Genomic DNA, 21795 nt, shown 5'->3' with positions numbered 1-21795 from the left:
ATGACCGCGGTCGCGGCCGGCGGCGGGCTGCGCCGGCAGCGGATGCCTCGTGGCGCGACTAGGCTTGATCGTCGTGAACGCCCCCAGCACCGCCCAGCCCAAGATCGGCTTCAACGAGCTGCTCCGCTTCGTCCTCGAACTCTTCGCGATCGTCACGCTCGGCATCTTCGGCTTCACCGCGTTCCCGCTGCCCTGGCCGGGCGTGCTCATCGGCATCGGCGCGCCGCTCTTCGCGATCCTGCTCTGGGCGCTGTTCCGGTCGCCCAAGGCGGTCTTCGCCGTCGACCCGTTCGTGAAGGCCCTCGTCGAGATCGCCGTGTTCTCCTCGGCCGCGATCGCCTGGTGGCTGATGGGTCAGCCGATCGTCGCGATCGTGTTCGCCGTCGTCGCGGCCGTCAGCGGCGTGATCAACGGTCGCCGCGAGTTCAGCGCCTGAGCCGCGGCGACGGGCCGACCGCGGCCGCGCCGGCTCAGATGCCCTGCCAGGCCGGCTTGTTCGCCCAGGCGTGCCGGTAGTACGCCGTCTGCTGCAGCTTCGACGCCGCCGCCTCGTCGATCACGACGGTCGCGTGCGGGTGCAGCTGGATCGCCGAGCCGGGCTGGCTCGCTGAGACCGGCCCCTCCACTGCCGCGGCGACCGCGTCGGCCTTCGCCTCGCCGAAGGCGAGGAGCACGAGATGCTTCGCGCGGAGGATGGTGCCGATCCCCTGCGTGATGCAGTGCATCGGCACGTCGTCGGGCGAGTCGAAGAAGCGCGCGTTGTCGGCCCGCGTGGGCTCGGTGAGCGTCTTCACCCGGGTCAGCGAGGCGAGCGAGGAGCCGGGCTCGTTGAAGCCGATGTGCCCGGTCCGGCCGATGCCGAGGATCTGCAGGTCGACCCCGCCGGACGCCGTGATCGCGGCCTCGTAGTCCGCGCCCGCGTGCTGCACCTCGGCCGGGTCGCCGTTGGGCACGCGCACGAGCTCCGGGGTGAGCCCCAGCGGCTCGACGACCTCGCGGGTGATCACCGAGCGGTAGCTCTCCGGGTGGCCCGCGGGAAGCCCCACGTACTCGTCGAGCGCGAAGCCGCGCACCCCGCGCACATCCACCCCGTCGGCCTCGATGCGCGCCGCGAGTGCCCGGTACGTGGCGAGCGGGGTCGAGCCGGTCGCGAGCCCGAGCACCGCGTCGGGCGTCCGACGGATGAGCTGCACGATGGCATCGGCGACCAGGGCGCCCGCGGCGTCCTGGTCGGAGACGATCACGACTTCGGCCATAGCTGTTCTCCTACGAGCGCGGCGCCGACGGCGGCCGCGGGGAATCCGAGGGGGATGACCCGCACCCGTCGGGCGAGGTCCAGAGAGTCGAGGAACGCCGATTCGGCGGACCACTCCCCCAGGATACGGTGCACGCCCGCCTCGAGTCGGCCACCGAGGGCGGCGAGCCCGCCCCCGATGACGAGCTGCTCCACATCGGCGGTGAGCACGAGCGTCCGCACGGTCGCCGCGACGCCCGAGAGGAAGCGGTCGCGCACCTCGACGGCGCGAGGATCGCCCGCGTCGGCGGCGTCGAAGAGCTCGAGCGCGGGCAACGGATGCCGACTCGGCCACATCCGCGCGATGGCGGATCCGGAGGCGAGCGTCTCGAGGCATCCGCGTTGGCCGCAGGCGCAGCGCACGCCGTCCGGATCGACCGGGACGTGCCCGACCTCGCCGGCGACCCCGCTCGCGCCGCGCAGCAGCACGCCGTCCTGCACGATCCCGGCGGCGAGTCCCGTGCCGAGGTTCACGTACGCCATCGAGCGGGGCGCCTCGCCGCTCGCCGCGAGCAGGTGCTGCGCACCGAGCGCGGCGGCCTTGACGTCGTTCTCCACGCGCACCTCGACGCCGAGCCGGTCGCTCAGCCGGGGGCCGAGATCGAGCCCCTCGACGCCGAGATTCACCGCGTGGGCGACCCGGCCGGTGCTCGTGTCCACCGCGCCCGGGATGCCGATGCCGATCGAGCTGAATCCGCCGGCGGGGGCGCCGGCGAGCTCGCGCATCCGCTCCGCGGTCGCGTAGGCCGTCTCGAGGACGCCCTCCGCGCCGATCGCGGTCGGGATGCGCAGCATCTCGCTGAGCGCGTCCGCCTCGTCCAGGGCGATGGCGGCGGTCTTCGTGCCGCCGATGTCGATGCCGAGCCTCACGCGAAGCTCGCGGGCGTCGCCCGGCCCGCCTCCTCGACGAGCCCGATCACGGCGTCGCCGACGAGGCGCGAGGCCCCGAAGGTGGCGATGTCGGCGTAGCGCCGGTCGTCCGACGGCCACCCCATGTCGAGCGCGACCACGTCGGACCGCAGGGCCCGCAGCGCGTCGATCGCCCGGCGGGCGAAGCCGTGTCGGTGCAGGTCCTTGCCGATGACGACGACGGGGCCGGGGAGGGCCGCCCAGTCGGGCTCGGCCTCGCCGTCGGCGAGCCGCTCGCGTCGGGCGAGGCTGACCCAGCCCGGTCGCGCGGCTTCGGCCTCCGCGGCGAACACGCCCCAGGGCGCCTCGCCGATGGCGATGTTCGCCTCCGTCTCGACGCGCACCACGCTGCCGACCCCGCCGGCCAGCACCGCGGCGGCCGCGGGCGAGACCTCGAAGGCGGGCACGAGCTCGGCGGGCTCCGGCATGCGACCGGCCGCGGCATCCCCGGCGAGCGGCAGCTCGGCGAGCGCCCGCACGCGGGCCGCCGCCTCGGCCACCCGATCGGCGCCGAGCCGGCCGGCGGCGACCGCTGCTTCGACCGCGACGACGATCGACTCGAGTTCGGCGTCGTCGTTGTCCGAGCCGATGCAGAGCAGGTCGCAGCCGGCGGCGAGGGCGCGCACGGCCGCCTCGGGGATGCCGTGCACGCCGCTCGCCCCCTGCATGTCGAGGGCGTCGGTCACGATGACGCCTTCGAAGCCCAGCTCCCCGCGGAGCAGGCGATGCAGGATGTGCGGGGAGAGGGTCGCCGGGTTCTCCGCATCGAGCTGCGGAAGCAGAATGTGGCTCGTCATGATCGTCGCGGTGCCGGCGGCGACGGCCGCACGGAACGGTACGAGCTCGCGCGAGCGCAGCGTCTCGAGGTCGACGTCGACGACCGGCAGGGCGAGGTGCGAGTCGGTCGCGGTATCGCCGTGCCCCGGGAAGTGCTTCGCGCTCGCGGCGACGCCCGTGGACTGGATGCCGCGCACCCATGCCGCGGTGTGCCTGGCGACGAGCTCGGGGTCGCTGCCGAAGCTGCGCACGCCGATCACCGGGTTGTCGGGGTCGGAGTTCGCATCGGCGTCCGGGGCGAAGGCGAGCGTGCAGCCGGCGGCGGCGAGCGCCTCGCCGACCGCCCGGGCGACGCCCTCGGTGAGGACGACGTCGTCGAGCCGCCCGAGCAGGGCGTTGCCCGGGTAGGGCGCTCCTCGGTCGTAGAAGAGCCGGGTGACGTCGCCGCCCTCCTCGTCGATCGCGATGACCGCGGCCGGGTTCGCCGCGCGGAGCGAGGCGTTCAGGGCGGCCAGCTGCTCCGGGCCCTCGACGTTCATGCCGAAGAGGCACACGCCGCCGAGCCCGTCGGCGAGCCGGCGCAGCAGCCACTCGGGGGCGACTGGCCCGTCGAAGCCCGGAAGCAGGGTCGTCAGGATGTCCCGGCGCAGCGTCTGGGCCGCGTCGGGTCGGATCTGCTCGCTCATCCCTTGACAGCTCCGCTCACGAGTCCGCTCGTCATCCGGCCCTGCACGATGAGGAAGAAGACGATGACGGGGATCGCCATCAGCGTGGAACCGGCCATGATGCCGGCCCAGTTCGTGGTGCCGTTCGCGACCAGGAAGGTGCGCAGCCACACGGGCAGCGTCATCATCTCGGGGCGAGCGTTCAGCACGAGCGCCATGATGAACTCGTTCCACGCCTGGATGAAGCCGAAGACGCCGGTGGCGATGAGGCCGGGGGCGAGCAGCGGGAACGTGACCCGCCAGAAGGCGCCGGCTCTCGAGCAGCCGTCGATCATGGCGGCCTCCTCGAGTTCGACGGGCACGCCGTTCACGAATCCGCGCAGCGTCCAGATGGTGAACGGCAACACGGTCGCGATGTACACGATGGTGAGGCCCGCGATCGTGTTCAGCAGCTGCCAGCCGTCGATGACGCGGAACACCGAGACGATCATCGCCTCGCCGGGGATCATCTGGATGACGAGGATCGTCAGGATGAACGCCCGACGGCTCTTGAACCGGAATCGGGTCACGGCGACCGAGGCGAGGAAGGCGAAGACGAGCGCGATGATCACCGTCAGCAGCGTGACGATGAGCGAGTTCGCCGCCGCGGGCAGGAACGGCGTGCGGCCCGGATCGAAGATGACCGTCTCGTAGTTGCGGAGCGTGAAGTTGTCGGGGAAGAAGTGCACCTCGGAGCCGCGCACGTCGTTGTTCGGCTGGAAGGAGGTGTTCACCATCCAGTACACGGGGAACACGAACAGTGCGAACAGCACGACGGAGAGCGCCGAGAGCAGCCACGTCGTGACCCGGCGGCGGCCGCCGCCGCGCCGTGCGCGATCCAGCGAGCCGGGCGCGGTGACCGCGCGGGTGGTCGGGGTGACGGCGGCGCTCACAGCTCCTCCTCCTTGAGTACCTGACGGATGTAGTAGATGGAGATCGCCATCAGCAGCACCGCGGTGATGACGGCGATCGCGCCGCCGTGGCCGAAGTCGCCGCCGGCGATCGAGGTCTGATAGATGTACACGCCGAGCGTGTTGGTCTGGGCGCGGATGCCGCCGATGTCCTGCAGCGCGAAGATCTGCGTGAACACCTTGAGGTCCCAGATCACCTGCAGCATGGTCACGATCATGAAGATCGGCTTCAGGTAGGGGAAGATGATCAGCCGGAAGCGGGCGAAGCCGCCGGCGCCGTCGAGCTGGGCCGCCTCGAGCACCTCGCCCGGGACCTGGGTGAGGCCCGCGTAGAGCGTGAACGCCGCGAACGGCACGGCGCCCCAGACGACGATGATGCCCGCGACCATGAAGAAGCTCAGCGGGTTGATGAGCCACTGGTGCTGGTCGAACTCCGCGAGGCCGAACCAGTTCACGAGGGCGTAGTTGATGACGCCGTACGCCGTGTCGAACATCCAGCCCCACACGATGGTGGCGGTGAGGGCCGGCATCGCCCAGGCGAGGAGCATGCCCACGGTGAGGAGCATGCGGAAGCCCTTGGGCAGGCGCACGAGCATGAGGGCGATGAGCGTGCTCAGCACCATCGTCACCAGCACGCACGCGCCGGCGAACAGGAGGGTGCGGCCGAGGACGCCGTAGAAGACCGGGTCGGTGAAGACGTCGATGTAGTTGTCGAACCAGACCCAGCTCGGCGGGGCGCCGAAGACCTGGGCCCGGCCGAACTCCTGGAAGGACGTGATGATCAGCTGGACGAGCGGCCAGCCGACGATCGCGGCCAGCACGATGATGGCCGGCGTGATGAGCGCGTAGGGGGTGAAGCCGGCGGCGCGACGGCCGCGCCGCTGCGGCTTCCCGCCGCTCGGAGCGGTGAGTCGCTCGCCCTCGACGGCGCTCGGGGCGGCCGGCTCGAGGTCCTGATCGACCGTGGTCATGCTGGTACTCCTGAAAGATCGAGGGATGTCCGGGGGCGGGTTCGGGTCTCGCCCCCGGGGATCGGGGCCGGCGACGTGTGTGGTCGTCGCCGACCCCGGTCGGGTGCGATGCCGCGGGGGAATGGGGCCCGCGGCACCGCGCAGTCGGCGGGTACCGACTCGCTTCGTCGGTGGGGTGCCGACTAGCTGTTGAGGATGTCCTCGATCTGCTTGTCCGCTTCCTCGGCGAGGGTCTTCACGTCGCCGCCCTGGGCGATGTTCACGAAGAGGTCCTCGAGGATGCGGGCGGCCTCGACGTCGGCCCAGCGCGGCGAGGCCGGCGTGAGCTTCGCGTTGCCGGCTGCGGCGGCGATCGCCTGCGCGACCTCGTCGGTGCCGAGCTTGTCGGCGAGCGAGAGCTTGGCCGGAACCAGGCCGCCCTCGGCGTAGATCGTCTGGAACTCGTCCGAGAGGATGATCTTCAGCGCGTCGACCGCGAGCTCGGGGTGCGCCGACTTCGCCGAGACGCCGATGTTCGAACCGCCGGCGAAGACCTGCGCCGCGCCGCCGTCCTTGCCCGGGAGGGCGTAGACGCCGAGGTTGGCCTCCTGGTCGGGGCAGCCGGGCGCCTCGGCGTCGACCGGAGCGAGGATCGAGAACTTGACCCAGCTCGGGGCCGAGAGCTGCAGCGTGGTGCCGTCGCAGAAGCCGACCTCAGGGCTCGTCTCGTTCGCGTCCTTCGGCGCGACCGAGGCGGTGGCCATGGCCTGCTGGACCTCTTCGAGGCCCTTGATCGACTCGGGCGAGCTCAGCTGCGCGTCCCACTTGTCGCCGTCCGGCACGGCGACCTCGCCGCCGTTCTCCCAGATGAAGGGGAGCGCGTTGCGCCAGTCCTGGCCGGGCCACCAGATGCCCGACTTGCCGGGGTTCGCCGCCGCGAGCGCGGCACCGGTCGCGACGTACTCGTCGAGGGTGGTCGGCACGGTCTGGCCGGCCGCCTCCATGGCGTCCTTCTTGTAGAAGACGAGGCGCGAGCCCGAGTAGAGCGGGGCGGCGTAGAACTTGCCGTCGTAGGTGCCCGCCTCGACGAAGCCCGGCAGCAGGTCGTCGCCACCGAGGTCCTCGTACTGGTCGGTGAGGTCGAGGAACGCGCCCGCCGAGGTGAACGCGGAGGCCTGCGTGTTGCCGACCTCGACCACGTCGGGGCTGTCCGAGCCGGAGAGGCTCGTGGTGAGGCGGTCGACGAGACCGTCCCAGGCCTGCTCCTCGATGACGAGCTTCGAGCCGGGGTGCTCCTCTTCGAAGGTCTTCACCAGGTAGTCGCGAGCCGTGTCGGGCGTGTCGGTGCCGACGAGCCAGACGCGGATGGTCGCGTTCTCGTCGGATCCGCCGCCGGCGTCTCCCGAGGCGCAGCCGGCGAGGGTGAGCGCAGCAGCGGCGCCGAGGGCCACGATGCCGAGTTTCCGCATTGCGTTGTTTCCTTTCTGGGGGTGAAGGAGCAGCAGGACGCTGTTCTCTCAGTGCGAGGGCTCGTCTACGAGACCCCGAGTTCTCCGGACAGGACCATGACGGCCGTGCCGTGCAGGACGATGTCCTGCCCGTGCGCGGTCATCCGGAGCCTCAGATCGCGGGTCTGTTCCGCCATCGTCCGCTTCCGGAGCGTTTCGAGGGCCGCGTCGATGAGCGGGCCGTCGAGCAGGTGAGCCGGACCGCTGAGCACGATCTCCGGCAGGTCGAGGGCGCCCACGACGGGCGCGAGGACGATGCCGAGCCGGCGGCCGGCTTCGGCGAGGACTTCGGCGCGGGCCGCCTCGTCGGCGTCGGCGCCGAGGGCCTCGAGCTGTCCGGTGAGGCGCGGCACGGACAACCAGGCCTCGAGGCAGCCGTCGCGGCCGCAGACGCAGCGAGGGCCGCCGTCGGTGCCGACGACGACGTGGCCGATCTCACCGGAGGCGAAGCCCGATCCGGTGACGAGGCGGCCGCCGACGATGAGGCCGGAACCCACACCGTGGCCGATCTTCACGAGCATGAGGTCGTCGGCCTCGGCCGCGCCGTGCTCGGCGAGCACCGCGGCGTTGGCGTCGTTGGTGGCGTGCACCGGCAGGCCGAGGCGGGCCGAGAGCCGCGCCTGGAGCGGCAGGTCGGCCCAGCCGAGGTTGGGGGCCGAGCGGACGGTGCCGCGCGGGTCGACGACACCGGGGGTGCCGATGCCGACGCCGAGCACGGGCGCGGTCGCGAGCCCGACGAGGCGGGCGGCGAGCTCCGCGACGAGTTCGAAGGCCCGCTCCCCCGTCGCCCCGCCGAGCGGCGACTCTGCGCGCTCGAGGATCGTGCCGGAGAGGTCGAGCACGGCTCCGCGGACGACGCGGTGGCCGGAGACGTCGATGCCGACGATGCGGAAGGCTCCGCGGGCGACGTCGAGGAGGGTCGCGGGCTTGCCCGGCCGGGCGTCCTCACGCTGGCCGAGTTCGACCACGAGGCCCTCGGCCATCAGCTCGGCCACGAGGTCGGAGACCGTGACCCGGGTGAGCCCGGTTCCGCGGGCGAGGTCGGCACGGCTCTGCGCGCCGGTCGTGTAAAGGGTCTGCAGCACGAGCGCCCGGTTGTGGCTGCGCGCGTGCTCGGGGAGCACCTTGCCCGAGGGGCGAAGTGCGCGGCTCCGGCTCGAGAGCCCGGCGAGCGCGCCGGGACCGGCGGCGGTGGCGGGGCCCGCGAGCTCCGCCTGCGCCGTTCCACGAGGTGCTTCCGTAGCAGTCACGAAAGTTAGTAAAGCTTACGAACAAACTTCGCGCAAGAGGAATTCCCGATGCGAGCCCCTCGTTACCGAGTTGTGATCCGCCTCAGCGAAGCTCCGGCTCGGACGCCGCCGCAGCCGCGCGCGGTTCGCCCGGCGCGACCTTCGCACGGTCCAGGCGCCCGCCGATCGCCCGCAGCGCGGCGAGGATCGCGACGAGGTCCACGACCTCCTGCAGCACCGCACCGAGGGTCGCCGGGATGACGCCGAACGCCGCGACGAGCATCAGCCCGACGCTCACGAGGATGCCGAGCCAGATGCTCTGCAGCGCGATCCGCACCGTGTCCTGCCCGATCCGCACCGCGCGAGCCACCCGCGAGATCTCGTCGACGAGCACGACCACATTCGCCGACTCGCTCGCCGCCGTCGTGCCCTTCGCCCCCATCGCGACACCGACATCCGCCGCCGCGAGCACCGGGGCGTCGTTCACGCCGTCGCCGACCATCATCACCGGGCGACGCTCGACGGCCTGCACATCGCGCACCTTGTCACCGGGCAGGCACTCCGCGTGCACACGGGTGATGCCGAGCTCCTCCGCGATGTGCCGGGCGGTGGCCTCCGCGTCGCCCGTCAGCATCATGGTCTCCTCGACGCCGAGGCGGCGCAGCTCGGCGAGGGTGGCCGCGGCATCCGGGCGCACGTGGTCCGCGGCGAGTACCGCGCCCGCGTACCGGCCGCCGACCGCGACGTAGACGGCGAGCTGGCCGGCGGCGATCTCGGTCCGATGGGCTTCCGGCGCGTGCTCGGCGACGAAGCGGAACTTGCCCACCACGACCTCGCGGCCCTCGATGGTGGCGACGACGCCGTTCGTGGCCGTCTCGCCCGCGCGATCCGCCTCGGCGAGCACGAGCCCCCGAGCCGCGGCCGCCCGGAGCATGGCGGCGGCCAGCACATGCGAGGAGTACTGCTCGGCGCTCGCGACGAGGCGCAGCAGCTCGCGCTCGTCGAAACCCGGTTCCGGACGGATCTCCGCGAGCTCGGGTTCACCGCTCGTCAGGGTGCCCGTCTTGTCGAAGACCGCCGTGCGCACCCTCGCCAGCAGCTCGAGCACGCCGCCGGACTTCACGATGAGCCCGTTCTTCGCGGCCCGGCTCATCCCGCCCAGGAACGCGACCGGCGCCGCGATGAGCAGCGGACAGGGGGTCGCCAGCACGAGCACCTCGGCGAAGCGCACCGGATCGCCCGACGCCCACCAGGCGATGCCGCCGAGCGCGAGCGAGAAGACCGTGAAGGGCACGGCGTAGCGGTCGGCGAGGCGCACCACCGGCGCCTTCGACTCGGACGCCTCCGCGACGAGCGCGACGATCTGCTGGTACTGGCTGTCGGCCGCGGTCGCGGTGGCCCGCACCTCGACGGCGGAGCTGCCGTTCACCGAACCGCTCAGGACCGCGTCGCCCGAGCGCTTCTCGGCCGGCACGCTCTCGCCGGTGATCTGCGACTCGTCCATCGTCGTCTCCGGCGAGAGCAGCACTGCGTCGACCGGGACGAGCTCGGAGGGACGGATGAGCAGCACTTCGCCCGGCCGCACGGCGTCGGCGGGCACATCGACGATCTCGCCGTCACGGCGCACGTGCGCCTGCTGCGGGGCACGGGTGAGCAGGGCGTCGAGCTCGCGCTTCGCCCGACGGTTCGCGTAGTCCTCGAGCGCTTCGCCGCCGGTCAGCATGAGCACGACGACCACGGCCGCGATGTACTCGCCGACCAGCACCGTCGCGACGATCGCCGTGATCGCGAGGACGTCGAGGCCCCAGTGACCGCGGAGCAGATCGCGCACCATGCCGACGCCCTGCCAGGCCGCGATCGCGAGCGCGTAGACGCTGAACAGCCACGGCACCGCCGCCCCCGCGCCGGCCGCCCACAGGACGAGCCCCGCGAGCCCGACGATCACCGTCAGCGTGACCGCCCAGTAGCGCCTGGCGACGTGCAGGATCCGTGTCACGAGCCCGCTCCTCCCGCCGGCTCCCCCGCGCCGGTCACGGGCCCAGCCTACGACGCCGGCGGCCTCCGCGCCGGGCATCCGCGTGGCTGCACGAGGCATCCGCCCACCGGGTCGCTCGGTCGCCCTCCTCGTCCGCCCGCCTCGTCCGCTGCCTCGTCCGCCGGCTCGCCTCCTCCCGGCACGACGAAGGGCGGATGCCGAAGCATCCGCCCTACGTGGTCGGCCGCATCGCGGCCCGCGTCATCAGGCCGCGAGGCGCGCCTTCAGGTTCGCGTCGATCGCGTCGAGGAAGCCCTCGGTCGTCAGGTACTCCTGCTCCGGGCCGACGAGGAGCGCGAGGTCCTTCGTCATGGCACCCGACTCGACCGTCTTCACGACGACGTCCTCGAGGGTGTTCGAGAAGTCGATGAGCTCCTGGTTACCGTCGAGCTTGCCGCGGTGCGCGAGGCCGCGCGTCCAGGCGTAGATCGAGGCGATCGGGTTCGTCGAGGTCGGCTTGCCCTGCTGGTGCTGGCGGTAGTGGCGCGTGACCGTGCCGTGCGCCGCCTCAGCCTCGACGATCTTGCCGTCGGGCGTGGTGAGCACGCTCGTCATGAGGCCGAGCGAGCCGAAGCCCTGCGCGACCGTGTCGGACTGCACGTCGCCGTCGTAGTTCTTGCACGCCCAGACGTAACCGCCCTCCCACTTCAGCGAGGAGGCGACCATGTCGTCGATGAGGCGGTGCTCGTAGGTGAGGCCGGCCGCGTCGAACGCGTCCTTGAACTCGGTGTCGAAGACCTCCTGGAACAGGTCCTTGAACCGGCCGTCGTACGCCTTCAGGATCGTGTTCTTCGTCGAGAGGTACACCGGGTAGTTGCGCGAGAGGCCGTAGTTCAGCGAGGCGCGCGCGAAGTCGCGGATCGAGTCGTCGAGGTTGTACATGCCCATCGCGACGCCCGCGCCCGGGGCCTGGAACACCTCGAACGACTGCGGCTCCGAGCCGTCCTTCGGGGTGAAGGTCATCGTGAGCGTGCCCTCGCCCTCGAACTTGAAGTCCGTGGCGCGGTACTGGTCGCCGAAGGCATGGCGGCCGACGATGATCGGCTTGTTCCAGCCCGGCACGAGGCGCGGGATGTTCGAGATGATGATCGGCTCGCGGAAGATGACGCCGCCGAGGATGTTGCGGATCGTGCCGTTCGGCGACCGCCACATCTTCTTCAGGCCGAACTCCTCGACGCGGGCCTCGTCGGGGGTGATGGTGGCGCACTTGACGCCGACGCCGTGCTTCTTGATGGCGTTCGCGGCGTCGATCGTGATCTGGTCGTCGGTCTCGTCGCGCTTCTGGATCGAGAGGTCGTAGTACTCGAGGTTCACGTCGAGGTAGGGGTGGATGAGCTGGTCTTTGATGGCCTGCCAGATGATGCGCGTCATCTCGTCGCCGTCGAGTTCGACGACGGTGCCTTCAACCTTGATCTTCGACAAAGGGATGTCTCCTTGAATGCGGGCGGGGAAGCGGGCCCGTCGTGCGGGCTCGAGAACCGGCGGGGCGCGAGAGTTCGCACCGCCGGACAGTTTACCGTGTCGCGCGAATATCTCGACATCGAGAGACCCTCCCCCGTCGTTCCGCGGAACGACGGGGGCGCTGCGGATGGGACCAGAGGCGGATACCGGCACGGGCCGCGAGCCGTTAGCCTGTTCGCATGGGTGCGCTGAGACTTGAAGACCTGTCCGCCTCGAACATCGTCGCGGCGAACACGCTGTCGCTGAAGCCCGGGCAGGAGCAGTTCATCGCCCCCGTCACCTACTCCGCCGAGGCCTCCGTCGTGAACCCCGAGACCGCGTGGCAGCGGGTCGCGCTCCTCGACGACCGGGTCGTCGGGTTCATCCACGGCAACTTCGACCCCGAGAACGTGCACGAGGAGTTCCGCGCCTGCATCTGGCGCATCAACGTGGACGCCGAGGTGCAGGGCCAGGGCGTCGGCCGCTTCCTCGCGACCGCCCTCGCCGAAGAGGCCAAGCGGCGCGGCTTCGACCGCATCACCGTGCTCTGGGAGCCCGGCGACGAAGGCCCCGAAGCGTTCTTCCACCGGGTCGGGTTCACCGACATCGGCGAGACCGCGTACGGCGACATCATCGGGGCGCTCGAGCTCTGAGCGGGCGGATGCTTCGCACGGGCACCGGCTCGGACGGCGCTCCCGCGCTGAGTTCTCGCGCAGCGGGCGCCGGTGCGGCGAGTGCTGGTTCCGGCGAGCCGTTCGGCAGCTTCGCGGACGCCGTGCTCGCCGTCGTCGCCGATATCCCCTCCGGCTGCGTCGCGACCTACGGCGATGTCGCCGCCGTCCTCGGCACCCGCGGGGCTCGCGCGGTCGGGCGCGTCATGGCACTCTCGGGCGGCACCGTGCCGTGGTGGCGGGTCATCCGCGCCGGCGGGCACCCGCCGAGCGGGCACGGAGCGGAGGCCCGTGCGCACTACGAGCGCGAGGGCACACCACTGATCGCCGTCGATTCCGAGGACGGCTACCGCGTCGACCTCGCTGCGTGCCGCTGGCGCGGCTGAGCGGCCGTCCTCCACACGCCGCACCCGTCCGTCTTCCTCCACCGTCCGGGGCGCCCCGTCCCGAGACCGCGCCATCTCGACGCAGCATGGACCCATGTCCGCCGCATTCCCGCCCTTCGCCGAACTCGGCGAAGCCGTGCGCACAGCGGCCCGCTCCTGGCACCCGGCCGATCGCTCCGACCGCGAGCTGCTCGAGAGCCTTCGCGCGCTCAGCGAACTCCGTCAGGAGATCGAGCGGCTGCAAGCCCTCGCCGCGGCCGAGGCGGCGCGGCGCTCGCGAACCGTGTTCGGTGCGCAGGGACTCGCCCGCCGCGACGGCCACGCGACGACGACGGCCCTTGTGCAGCACGTCACCGGAGCCACGAGGCGCGAGGCGGAGGCGCTGCTCGAAGTGGGGCGCATCGCCGCCGAGGCTGCGGCCGCTGCCTCGGCAGGCCCCGGCCGACCCGACGGCGACGCCGACGCAGATGAGACGAGCGGGGCCGTGCTCGACGGGAGTGGCGCGCGTGCTGCCACCGCCATGCCCGTCGAGGCTCCCTGGCATGCGGCCATCGGACTCGCGGTCGCGCGCGGCGAGCTGACCGTCGCCGTCGCCGACGCGCTCCGTTGGGGCATCGGTCCGATCGAGGAGCTCGACGATCCCTCCCCTGCCGATGGCGAGCCGGGTGCCGAAGCGCTCTCCGTCCTCATCGCCCGGGCACTCCCCGAGCTCATCGCCACCTGCCGCACCCGCTCTCCGGAACAGGCGAGACGAGCAGCCCGCTCGCTGCGCGACCGACTCGACCCCGTCGGCGTCGAACGACGCGCGGAGGGCCAGCGGCGTGCGCAGTTCTGGCGCATGTGGCAGACCGAATCGGGCATGTACCACGGCGAGTTCGAGCTGGAGCCGGTCGCGGGGGCCGAGGTCAAGGCGCTCTTCGACCGGCTGAGCCATCCACGTCGCCTCGATCGGGGCGTCCGGCGCACGTTCGGTCATCCGGTCCACGGCGAGCGCGCGTACGCCGAGGCGCGCAAGAGCCGCGAGCGCAACGCCGCCGAAGGGTTCGCGCAGCTGCTCCGAGCCGGTGCCTCGGTGAACCCGCACCGCGTCCTCGGTGACCGCCGACCCGCGGTGCACCTGGTCGTGAACGCCGCATCACTCGAACGCGGCAGGGGCAGCGGCGCCCTGGAGGGGCACAGCGACCGCGTGCCGCTCGCGACGACCGTCGCCGGTCTCTGCGAGGGCTACCTCCCGGTCCGCTTCGACGGCGGCGCGGTGCTCGACCTCGGACGAGACGAACGCCTGTTCAGCGAGGCGCAGAAGGCCGCGATGGCGGTGCGAGACGGCGGATGCCGCGACCCCGAATGCGATCGTCCGCCCTCCTGGACCGAGGCGCACCATATCGACCACTGGCGTCGCGACGACGGCCGCACCGATCTCGCGGACGGCATCCTGCTGTGCCGGCGGGACCACCTCCGCTATCACAACGAAGGCTGGGAAGTCCGGCGCGAGGGCACCGAGTACTGGCTGATCCCGCCGGCTCGGGTCGACCCCGAGCAACGCCCCCGTGCGATGCCCTCGAAGACTCCAGCAGATGTGCTGGATCCCTTCGCCCCGAGCTGAGCCTGAACCAGAACAGGTCCAACGCGGGTGGCGTCCAGTGGGATCCTTGCCGTGCCATGCCATGCTGTGCCGCGCCGCCGTGCCGTGCCGGTGCAGTGCCAGCGCCCAACACCAACACCAACGCCAACGCCAACGCCAACGCCAACGCCAGTCTCAGCGCCGGCGCCGGTCTCAGCCCGCGCCGCTCTCGGCGCGCGCCGCTCTCAGCCCGCGCCGCTCTCAGCCCAGCGTGGGCGGCGCTCCATCGACACCGTCGACGAGCGGTAGGCGGACAGTGATCGTCGTCCCGTGCCCTGACTCGCTGACGAGCTCGAGCGTCCCGCCAACCGCCTCGACGCGATCGAGGACTCCGACGATGCCGGTTCCGGCATCGAGCCGAGCGCCTCCCGCGCCGTTGTCCCGGACGGTCAGCCGAAGCTCGCCGCCGTCCGAACTCGCATCGATCCACACACGCGTCGCCCCGGCGTGCTTGTCGACGTTCGCGAGCGCCTCGGCCACGACGAAGTAGGCCGTCGCTTCGACGAGCTCCGGCAGCCTGCCGGCGACGTCGACCCGCACCTCAGTCGGCACCGAGCACCGTCCGGCGAGCTCGGGCAATGCCAGCGACAGGCCGCCTTGGGCGAGCAGGCTCGGGTGGAGACCCTGGGCGAGCTCTCGAAGCTCCTTCAGCGCGGCGTTCAAGAGCAGGATCTCGGCATCGACCTCGTCGGCGATGGCCGGCATGCCGCGGTCCCTCGCCTGGTCGGACGTCCGCCGGAGCCGCATGGCGAGCGAGACGAGCTGCTGCTGGGCCCCGTCGTGCAGATCGCGCTCGATGCGCCGCCGGGCTGCGTCGCCGGCCTCGACGATGCGCTGACGGGACTCCCGCACATGAGCGAGCGTCCGCTCGATCTCCGAACGAAGCCGGCCGTTGTCCACGGAGAGCCTCAGCGCGCTCGAGACCCCGTCGAGCAAGCGCATGTTGTCCGTCAGCACGCGGTCGTGTCGAATGAGCGCGATCGGTACACCGAGGGGCGAGGCGACCGGGAGGACGCTCTGGCTCCCCCGGGGTCGGCGTCGCCTTCGGGGATCGGCGTACCCGAGGCGTCGGCGTAGACGCCGCGTTCCTCGTCCCACCAGTACACCCGCACCGACGCATCCCGCAGCGTTCGGGCGAGCGATTCCGCCCAGAGCCCCCGGTCGGCGCCCTCGCGGGTGATCCGCATCAGGTCGGCGACCCGGGCCCGCATGTTCCGGGCGTGCGAGACGCCCGCGACGAAGCTCACGGGGATGGACGCGATCGCGATCAGCGAAATCGTCGCGAGCATCTGGTCGCTCCGAGCCTCGGCAGCGTAGCTGACCGCTTGGGCGGTGAGGGTCGTCGCCCACGCGAGAAGCGCGAGCGGCATCAGGAAGGCGACCGTCCGGGCGGGGACACTGCCCCGCATCCACCGGAAGAGCAGACGCACCGCGATGGCCAGCGCCAGGCCGACGCCGATGATGCGGTAGCCGACGTCGATCGCAGCGAAGAGTTCCGGGAGCGCGGCCAGGCGGTACGGGTTCGGTGCGCTGCACGCGCAGACCCCGTCGCCCGGTGCGGCGAGCAGGAGCACCGCGAGGAGATTCACCGCAGACGCGACGGCCGCGATGCCGACCACCCACCGATCGAATCGTTCGCGCAGCACTCCGCGGGGGTAGATGAGCACGATGATGCCGGTGACGACCGCCCACCCGAGGTCGAGTCCGCGCACGATCGGCCAGAGCCATCCGACGCCGCCGATCACCGCGTAGATCGATTGCGGAATCCAGAGCACGACGAACGCGACCATCAAGCGGGCAGGCCATCGGCTCTCGCTGATCGCCCACGCCACGCCGGCGCACGCGGCGAAGACGAGGGGGACGAGCGCGTGCAGGGTCGCGTACGAGGTCTCCGGGCGCGCCTCGGCCGGCGTCGACCAGTATCCGGAGATCGCCATCGCCAGACTCAGGCCGACCGCGAGGGCGAGGGTGATGCCCCGCCGGACGATCCGGCCGTTCCGGCCCGGAGCCATCACCTCGCGGTCACCGCTCGCCGAGGAGCGCGAGGACGGCGAGCACGCGACGATGATGGTCGCGCGATTCCTCGAGCCCCAGCTTCTGCAGGATGCTGCGCACGTGCGTTTCGACGGTCTTGAGCCCGAGGAACAGGGACTGCGCGATGCCGCCGTTCGAGTACCCCTGCGCCATCAGCTCGAGCACCGAGCGCTCACGTTCGGTCAGTCGTGAGATCGGGTCATCGACTCGACTCCGACCGACGAGCTGCTCGACGACCTCCGGGTCGACGACGGAGCCACCCGAAGCGACCGTCTCGACGGCGCGCACGAGCGTCTGCGGCTGGGCGACCCGCTCTTTCAGCAGATAGCCGGTGCCGCTCCCCGCCCCCATGACGCGCAGCGCGTACTCCGGGGTCGCGTACATGGAAAGCAGCAGTACGCCGATCGTCGAGCCGCCGGCGCGGATCCGTTCGAGCGCGACGACGCCCTCGTCACTGTGTCCGGGCGGCATGCGGATATCGAGGACGGCGGCATCGACGGGAGTCTCGTCGAGCACTCCGAGGAGTTCGTCGGCGGTCCCGACGGAGGCGACGACCTCGATGTCCGCGTCCTCCAGCACCTTCTGGATTCCCTCGCGGAGCAGCATCGCGTCGTCCGCGATGACGACTCGCAGGGGCGTGGTCGAATCGCCCATTGCTCCTCCGTTCGACGGCGCTCGGGCGCGCGGCCGCGGGCGCACACACCGCCCCGCTCACTGTATCGCGCTGGAAACGGCAGGGCAGGTCCCAATCCGGGGGTGCCTGATGCGGATCTCCGCACGAGAACGATGGGCACCGCTGCCCATCGACACCGGCGGACGGCCGTACGTACGATCGCCACGCTCGACCGTTTCCGTACCGACAGGAGATCACCGTGAAACTTCGCACCCGGCGACACAAGCTCGCCCTCGCCCTCTCCGCGCTCGCGCTCGCCGCCACCGGCACGATCGGCGCAGTCGGCACCGGCGCCGAGCCGGCCGAGGCGGCGGGCCGATGCGTCGACTACAACTACTCCCAGGGCGGCTACTCGAGCTGCATCGGCTACATCCAGCAGCTCGTCAATTACCACACGGGCGCCGGACTCGCGGTCGACAACAACTTCGGGCCGAAGACGCGGTCCGCCGTCATCCGGGTGCAGTCGATCTTCCGCCTCACCGCCGACGGCATCGTCGGACCGCGCACCTGGAACATCATCTGCTACCCGCAGAAGGGCCCGGGCCCCATCCCCGGCTTCCCATACGCCGCGGCCCGCGCGGCGGGCTGCAGCATCTAGCCCGGCACCGCACGAACGCAAGCACGCACGAACGCAAGAAGGCGGGTGACCCCATCGGGTCACCCGCCTTCCGCTGTTCAGCGCCCGCTCACACGAGCGAGTCGCGCCACGCCGCATGCAGCGCGGCGAACCGGCCGTCGCCGCCGATCAGCTCCGCGGGCGAGCCGTCTTCGACGATCCGCCCGTGCTCCATCACGAGCACCCGGTCGGCGATCGCGACCGTCGACAGCCGGTGGGCGATGATGATCGCCGTCCGGTCGGCGAGCAACTTCGTGAGTCCCTCCTGCACGAGCCGCTCGCTCGGGATGTCGAGCGAGCTCGTCGCCTCGTCGAGGATCAGCACCGCCGGATTCGCCAGGAATGCCCGCGCGAACGAGATCAGCTGCCGCTGCCCCGCGCTCACCCGGCCGCCGCGCTTGTTCACGTCGGTGTCGTAGCCGTTCGGCAGCCCCTCGATGAACTCGTGCGCCCCCACGGCCTTCGCCGCCGCGACCACCTCGTCGAACGAGGCGTCCGGCTTGCCGAGCGCGATGTTGTCCGCGACGGAACCCGAGAACAGGTACGCCTCCTGCGTGACCATGACGATCGCGCGGCGCAGGTCCTTGGGGTGCAGGGTGCGCAGGTCGAGCTCGTCGAGCGTGACCGCGCCGTCGCTCGGGTCGTAAAACCGGGCGATCAGCTTCGCGAGCGTCGATTTGCCGGCCCCCGTGGAGCCGACGAGCGCGATCGTCTGCCCGGCGGGGATGTCGAGGTCGAAGCGTGGCAGCACGACCCGGTCCTTCGTGTAGGCGAACTCGACGCCGTCGAAGCGCACGCGGCCGTTCGCGTTCCACAGGTCGACCGGTCGCTCGGGGTCGGGGACGCTCGGCTCCTCCTCGAGCACGCCCGAGATCTTCTCGAGCGCGCTCGCGGCGGACTGGTACCCGTTGTAGAACATCGCGAGGTCTTCCATGGGGTCGAAGAAGCGCTTCGTGTACAGCACGGCCGCGAGCAGCACGCCGACCTGCAGGGAGCCGTCGACGACGCGGAAGCCGCCGAGCACGATCGTGGCGGCCACCGCCGTGTTGCCGATGAGCGCGAGCCCCGGGTTGAACACCGCGAACAGGCCGAGCACCTTCGCGTTGACGTCCCGGTAGTCCTCGACGAGCGCGCCGAACTCCCGCTCGTTGCGGCGCTCCTTGCGGAACGCCTGCACCGCGCGGATGCCGGTCATGGTCTCCACGAACTGCACGATGAGCCGTGCCGAGGCGACGCGCGAGCGGCGGAACAGCTGCTGCGAGCGCAGCTGGAACCACCGCGTCAGGATGCCGAGCGGCACGAGCGCGATGAGCAGCACCACGCCCGACGGCCAGTCGAGGATGATGAGCATGACCGCGGTGAACACCATGTACATGAGCCCGCGCACGAGCAGCGTGAGCCCCTCGTCCATGAGCTCGCGGATGGCGTCGAGGTCGCTCGTCTGGCGCGAGATGATCCGGCCCGAGGTGTACGACTCGTGGAACTCGAGCGAGAGCTTCTGCGTGTGCAGGAACACCCGCGTGCGCAGGTCGATGAGCACGGCCTGGCTGATCCGCGCCGAGAGGCGGATGTACACGGCGATGAGGAACGCCCCGACGAGGCCGGTCACGACGTACGCGGCGCCCGAGAGCGCCGCCGGCCACCAGTTCTGCCCGATCAGGGCCGGGATGCCGGTGTCGATGCCGTAGGCGATGATCGCCGGGCCCGCCACCTGCGCGGCGGACGAGAGCATCACCGCGATGACGGTGAGCCACAGGGTGGGCCGCAGCGGGTGCAGCAACGAGCCGAGCAGCCGCATGGACCGCCGGCGGATCTGCCGTGACTCGGCGCGCGTGTAGTGCTCGCGCTCTTCTCCCTGAACGCCAGTGACGCTCATCGGGCGACCTCCTCTCGATCGGTCTCGGGTTCTTCTCGCATGGTGTCGACCGGGTCGCTGCCGGCCCGCTCCTCCTCTTCGAGGCTGGAGATGACGAAGCGGTAGTGCTCCGACTCCCGCAGCAGCTCGGAGTGGGTGCCGACGGCGGTGATCCGTCCGGCCTCGAGCAGCGCCACCCGGTCGGCCATCATGACCGTCGAGGGGCGGTGCGCGACGATGAGCGCGGTGGTGTCGGCGAGCACGCTGCGCAGCTCCTCCTCGACCTTCGCCTCGGTGGTGACGTCGAGCGCGGACAGCGGGTCGTCGAGCACGAGCACGGCCGGCTTCGCCGCGACCGCACGCGCGAGCGCGAGCCGCTGACGCTGACCGCCGGACAGGCTCATGCCCTCTTCGCCGACCTTCGTCTCGAGCCCATCGGGCAGCTCGTACGCGAAGCCGGCCTGCGCGATGCGCAGCGCCTCCTCGAGCACGCGCTGCGCCTCCGCCTGCACGGCCGGGTCGTCCCCGGCGAGCTCGGGACGCCCGAGCAGCACGTTCTCACGCACCGAGGCGCTGAACAGCGTGGCGTCCTCGAACGCCATGGCGATGTGCCGGCGCAGTTCCTCGCGGCTGAACGCACGCACATCGACGCCGTCGAGCGTGACGGCGCCGCCGGTCACGTCGTACAGGCGGGTCGTGAGCGCAGTCATCGTGGTCTTGCCGCTGCCGGTGAGGCCGACGAGCGCCATGGTCTCGCCCGGCCGGACGACGAGCTCGACGTCGTCCAGCAGGTCGGGGAACCGCGACGGGGCATCCTGATACCGGAAGTGCACGCCCTCGAAGGCGAGCTCGCCGCGCGGACGCTCGAGCGTGCGCGGCGCCTCCGGGTCGAGGATCGTGTTCTCGCTGTCCATGATGTCGAAGAAGCGGTCGGTCGCGGTGCGCGCGTCGAGCGCGAACGCGAGCATGAAGCCGATCGACTCGATCGGCCAGGCGAGCACCGTCGCGGTCGCGAAGAACGCGACGAGCTCGCCGACCGTCAGCTGCCCGTTCGCCGCGAGCCAGATGCCGACGACGAGGCAGGCGCCGAGCGCGATGGCCGGCACGACCATGATCCACACCCAGATGTTCGCGTCGAGGCGCGCCTTCTCCATCTCGGTGCGGCGCAGCGACTCGGCCTGCGCCCGGAACGTCGACAGGGCGTGCTTGCCCCGGCCGAACGCCTTGAGGACGCGAATGCCGTGCACCGACTCCTCGACCGCGGTCGCGAGGTCGCCCTGCTGATCCTGGCTGAGGCGCGACTTCTCCGAGTACTCCCCCTCGAAGCGGTAGCCGGCCCACCAGAGCGGCAGCGAGCAGACGAGGAAGATGAGCCCGAGCAGCCAGTTCATCGACATCAGGATGCCGACGCCGACCACGATGATGACGAGGTTCGCGCCGGTCAGCACGAGGCCGAAGCTCAACCACCGGCGGATGAGGCTCAGGTCGCTGACGGCGCGCGAGAGCAGCTGCCCGCTCGGCCAGCGGTCGTGGAAGCTGACGGGCAGATCCTGCAGCTTCGCGTACAGGGCGTCGCGCATGCGCGCCTCGACCTTGGTGCCGGGGCCGACGACGAGCCAGCGGCGGAGCGCGTAGAGGATCGACTCGATCGCCCCGAGCACGAAGACGAGGATCGCGAGCGGCCAGACGGCGCTCGCGTCGCGCTGCGCGAGCGGCCCGTCGACGATCTGCTGCATCACCTGCGGGATCGCGAGCGCGAAGAGCTGCGCGATCAGCGCGGCGCCCATGCTCATCGCGAAGGCGGGCAGCGCGGGCCCCGCGTACTCGCGGAGGCGCCAGAGCGCGCGCACCGCGCCGAGGCGGGGCGCCTCGGCGGCGTGACCGGGCGGATGGGTGGGTGGGGTGGTCAAGGATGGCCCTTTCGAAACGGCGTGCGGCAGCGAAGGCCGCGCACGCGGAGGCGTGCGATGAGATGCGGATGGCGGACCGGAGCGTCGTCGTCGACGGCGAACGGTGCCGAGGCGAAGCGGAGTCGGATCCGGAGCGGAACCGATGCCTGGGGGCGGGGGCGGAGCGCCGGAGGGCGAGGCTCAGCGGAGATCTCGCGATCCGGGGGCGCCCGGGAATGGTGGCCGCTGGAGCGGCGCTTCGGCCGGACCGAGTCCGGCGCGACGGGTCGGAG

The 21795-nt window shown here is 71.5% G+C and carries 19 protein-coding genes; 5 read left to right on the top strand and 14 right to left on the bottom strand.

Translation table 11 applies throughout. From position 1 onward, the window contains the following. Positions 1–73 precede the first annotated feature (73 nt). Positions 74–436, top strand: a complete 363-nt coding sequence (locus tag QSJ60_RS07220) for a YrdB family protein (RefSeq protein WP_229781499.1) — start codon at positions 74–76, stop codon at positions 434–436. A gap of 34 nt (positions 437–470) precedes the next feature. Here the strand turns inward: QSJ60_RS07220 and nagB are convergent, their stop codons facing one another. The 9 genes from nagB to QSJ60_RS07175 form a co-directional block, all read right to left on the bottom strand. Continuing rightward, a complete protein-coding gene (gene nagB, locus QSJ60_RS07215; RefSeq protein WP_189083797.1) occupies positions 471–1256 on the bottom strand; it encodes a glucosamine-6-phosphate deaminase in 786 nt (261 codons plus the stop codon). Beyond that, positions 1241–2164, bottom strand: a complete 924-nt coding sequence (locus QSJ60_RS07210) for an ROK family protein (protein WP_189083796.1) — start codon at positions 2162–2164, stop codon at positions 1241–1243. Before QSJ60_RS07210 ends, nagB begins: the two co-directional genes overlap by 16 nt. Further along, positions 2161–3666, bottom strand: coding sequence for a glycoside hydrolase family 3 protein (locus QSJ60_RS07205; protein ID WP_230764865.1), 1506 nt, complete (start codon positions 3664–3666; stop codon positions 2161–2163). Before QSJ60_RS07205 ends, QSJ60_RS07210 begins: the two co-directional genes overlap by 4 nt. Next, the gene (locus QSJ60_RS07200) at positions 3663–4577 is read right to left on the bottom strand and encodes a carbohydrate ABC transporter permease (protein WP_189083794.1); all 915 of its coding nucleotides are present in this window, start codon (positions 4575–4577) and stop codon (positions 3663–3665) included. Before QSJ60_RS07200 ends, QSJ60_RS07205 begins: the two co-directional genes overlap by 4 nt. Then, on the bottom strand, positions 4574–5566 hold the full coding sequence (locus tag QSJ60_RS07195; protein ID WP_230764863.1) for a carbohydrate ABC transporter permease: 993 nt from the start codon (positions 5564–5566) through the stop codon (positions 4574–4576). Before QSJ60_RS07195 ends, QSJ60_RS07200 begins: the two co-directional genes overlap by 4 nt. A gap of 182 nt (positions 5567–5748) precedes the next feature. After that, positions 5749–7014: an extracellular solute-binding protein gene (locus tag QSJ60_RS07190; RefSeq protein WP_230764861.1), complete on the bottom strand. Its 1266-nt coding sequence runs from the start codon at positions 7012–7014 to the stop codon at positions 5749–5751. A 65-nt stretch (positions 7015–7079) separates the two neighbouring features. Beyond that, positions 7080–8303, bottom strand: coding sequence for an ROK family transcriptional regulator (locus tag QSJ60_RS07185; protein ID WP_372458676.1), 1224 nt, complete (start codon positions 8301–8303; stop codon positions 7080–7082). Positions 8304–8385: 82 nt separating this feature from the next. After that, positions 8386–10278, bottom strand: coding sequence for a heavy metal translocating P-type ATPase (locus QSJ60_RS07180; protein ID WP_230764858.1), 1893 nt, complete (start codon positions 10276–10278; stop codon positions 8386–8388). A gap of 243 nt (positions 10279–10521) precedes the next feature. Next, complete coding sequence (locus QSJ60_RS07175) at positions 10522–11739, bottom strand: NADP-dependent isocitrate dehydrogenase (RefSeq protein WP_189083791.1); 1218 nt, start codon at positions 11737–11739, stop codon at positions 10522–10524. Between the two features lie 218 nt (positions 11740–11957). On the opposite strand from QSJ60_RS07175, the gene QSJ60_RS07170 reads away from it, so the two are divergent. The 3 genes from QSJ60_RS07170 (at position 11958) to QSJ60_RS07160 (ending at position 14417) form a co-directional block, all read left to right on the top strand. Continuing rightward, the gene (locus tag QSJ60_RS07170) at positions 11958–12410 is read left to right on the top strand and encodes a GNAT family N-acetyltransferase (protein ID WP_189083790.1); all 453 of its coding nucleotides are present in this window, start codon (positions 11958–11960) and stop codon (positions 12408–12410) included. 8 nt (positions 12411–12418) lie between these two features. After that, a complete protein-coding gene (locus QSJ60_RS07165; RefSeq protein ID WP_285463142.1) occupies positions 12419–12814 on the top strand; it encodes an MGMT family protein in 396 nt (131 codons plus the stop codon). A 94-nt stretch (positions 12815–12908) separates the two neighbouring features. Then, complete coding sequence (locus QSJ60_RS07160) at positions 12909–14417, top strand: HNH endonuclease (RefSeq protein ID WP_285463141.1); 1509 nt, start codon at positions 12909–12911, stop codon at positions 14415–14417. 219 nt (positions 14418–14636) lie between these two features. Here QSJ60_RS07160 and QSJ60_RS07155 read toward each other — a convergent pair whose 3' ends face one another. From QSJ60_RS07155 to QSJ60_RS07145, 3 genes are read right to left on the bottom strand one after another with little or no spacing between them, the layout of a single operon-like run. Then, entirely contained in the window at positions 14637–15377 is a 741-nt protein-coding gene (locus tag QSJ60_RS07155) for a sensor histidine kinase (protein WP_285463140.1), read from the bottom strand. 8 nt (positions 15378–15385) lie between these two features. Further along, positions 15386–16447, bottom strand: coding sequence for a hypothetical protein (locus QSJ60_RS07150; RefSeq protein ID WP_285463139.1), 1062 nt, complete (start codon positions 16445–16447; stop codon positions 15386–15388). Between the two features lie 10 nt (positions 16448–16457). After that, on the bottom strand, positions 16458–17123 hold the full coding sequence (locus tag QSJ60_RS07145; protein ID WP_230764853.1) for a response regulator transcription factor: 666 nt from the start codon (positions 17121–17123) through the stop codon (positions 16458–16460). A 218-nt stretch (positions 17124–17341) separates the two neighbouring features. Between QSJ60_RS07145 and QSJ60_RS07140 the strand changes: the two genes are divergently transcribed. Continuing rightward, positions 17342–17740 (top strand): peptidoglycan-binding domain-containing protein, encoded by a 399-nt coding sequence (locus QSJ60_RS07140; protein WP_230764852.1) that lies wholly within the window; start codon positions 17342–17344, stop codon positions 17738–17740. A gap of 88 nt (positions 17741–17828) precedes the next feature. On the opposite strand, the gene QSJ60_RS07135 is transcribed toward QSJ60_RS07140, so the two are convergent. Then, positions 17829–19634 (bottom strand): ABC transporter ATP-binding protein, encoded by a 1806-nt coding sequence (locus QSJ60_RS07135; RefSeq protein WP_189083784.1) that lies wholly within the window; start codon positions 19632–19634, stop codon positions 17829–17831. Continuing rightward, positions 19631–21523, bottom strand: a complete 1893-nt coding sequence (locus QSJ60_RS07130; protein WP_502871380.1) for an ABC transporter ATP-binding protein — start codon at positions 21521–21523, stop codon at positions 19631–19633. The genes QSJ60_RS07135 and QSJ60_RS07130 overlap by 4 nt, the downstream gene beginning before the upstream one ends. Positions 21524–21795: the final 272 nt, after the last annotated feature.

Source organism: Agromyces sp. NBRC 114283, from assembly GCF_030268405.1.
GTDB classification, from domain to species: Bacteria; Actinomycetota; Actinomycetes; order Actinomycetales; family Microbacteriaceae; genus Agromyces; species Agromyces mediolanus.
The sequence above is the reverse complement of the archived record's forward strand: the minus strand, read 5'-3'. Positions and strand labels throughout refer to the sequence as shown.

Bases quoted from the DNA above. Each gene is read 5' to 3' on its own strand.
- QSJ60_RS07155 (WP_285463140.1), bottom strand. From the start codon at position 15,377: ATGCGCTTGCTCGACGGGGTCTCGAGCGCGCTGAGGCTCTCCGTGGAC.
- nagB (WP_189083797.1), bottom strand. From the start codon at position 1,256: ATGGCCGAAGTCGTGATCGTCTCCGACCAGGACGCCGCGGGCGCCCTG.
- QSJ60_RS07190 (WP_230764861.1), bottom strand. From the start codon at position 7,014: ATGCGGAAACTCGGCATCGTGGCCCTCGGCGCCGCTGCTGCGCTCACC.
- QSJ60_RS07135 (WP_189083784.1), bottom strand. From the start codon at position 19,634: ATGAGCGTCACTGGCGTTCAGGGAGAAGAGCGCGAGCACTACACGCGC.
- QSJ60_RS07145 (WP_230764853.1), bottom strand. From the start codon at position 17,123: ATGGGCGATTCGACCACGCCCCTGCGAGTCGTCATCGCGGACGACGCG.
- QSJ60_RS07170 (WP_189083790.1), top strand. From the start codon at position 11,958: ATGGGTGCGCTGAGACTTGAAGACCTGTCCGCCTCGAACATCGTCGCG.
- QSJ60_RS07205 (WP_230764865.1), bottom strand. From the start codon at position 3,666: ATGAGCGAGCAGATCCGACCCGACGCGGCCCAGACGCTGCGCCGGGAC.
- QSJ60_RS07195 (WP_230764863.1), bottom strand. From the start codon at position 5,566: ATGACCACGGTCGATCAGGACCTCGAGCCGGCCGCCCCGAGCGCCGTC.
- QSJ60_RS07160 (WP_285463141.1), top strand. From the start codon at position 12,909: ATGTCCGCCGCATTCCCGCCCTTCGCCGAACTCGGCGAAGCCGTGCGC.
- QSJ60_RS07165 (WP_285463142.1), top strand. From the start codon at position 12,419: ATGCTTCGCACGGGCACCGGCTCGGACGGCGCTCCCGCGCTGAGTTCT.
- QSJ60_RS07150 (WP_285463139.1), bottom strand. From the start codon at position 16,447: ATGGCTCCGGGCCGGAACGGCCGGATCGTCCGGCGGGGCATCACCCTC.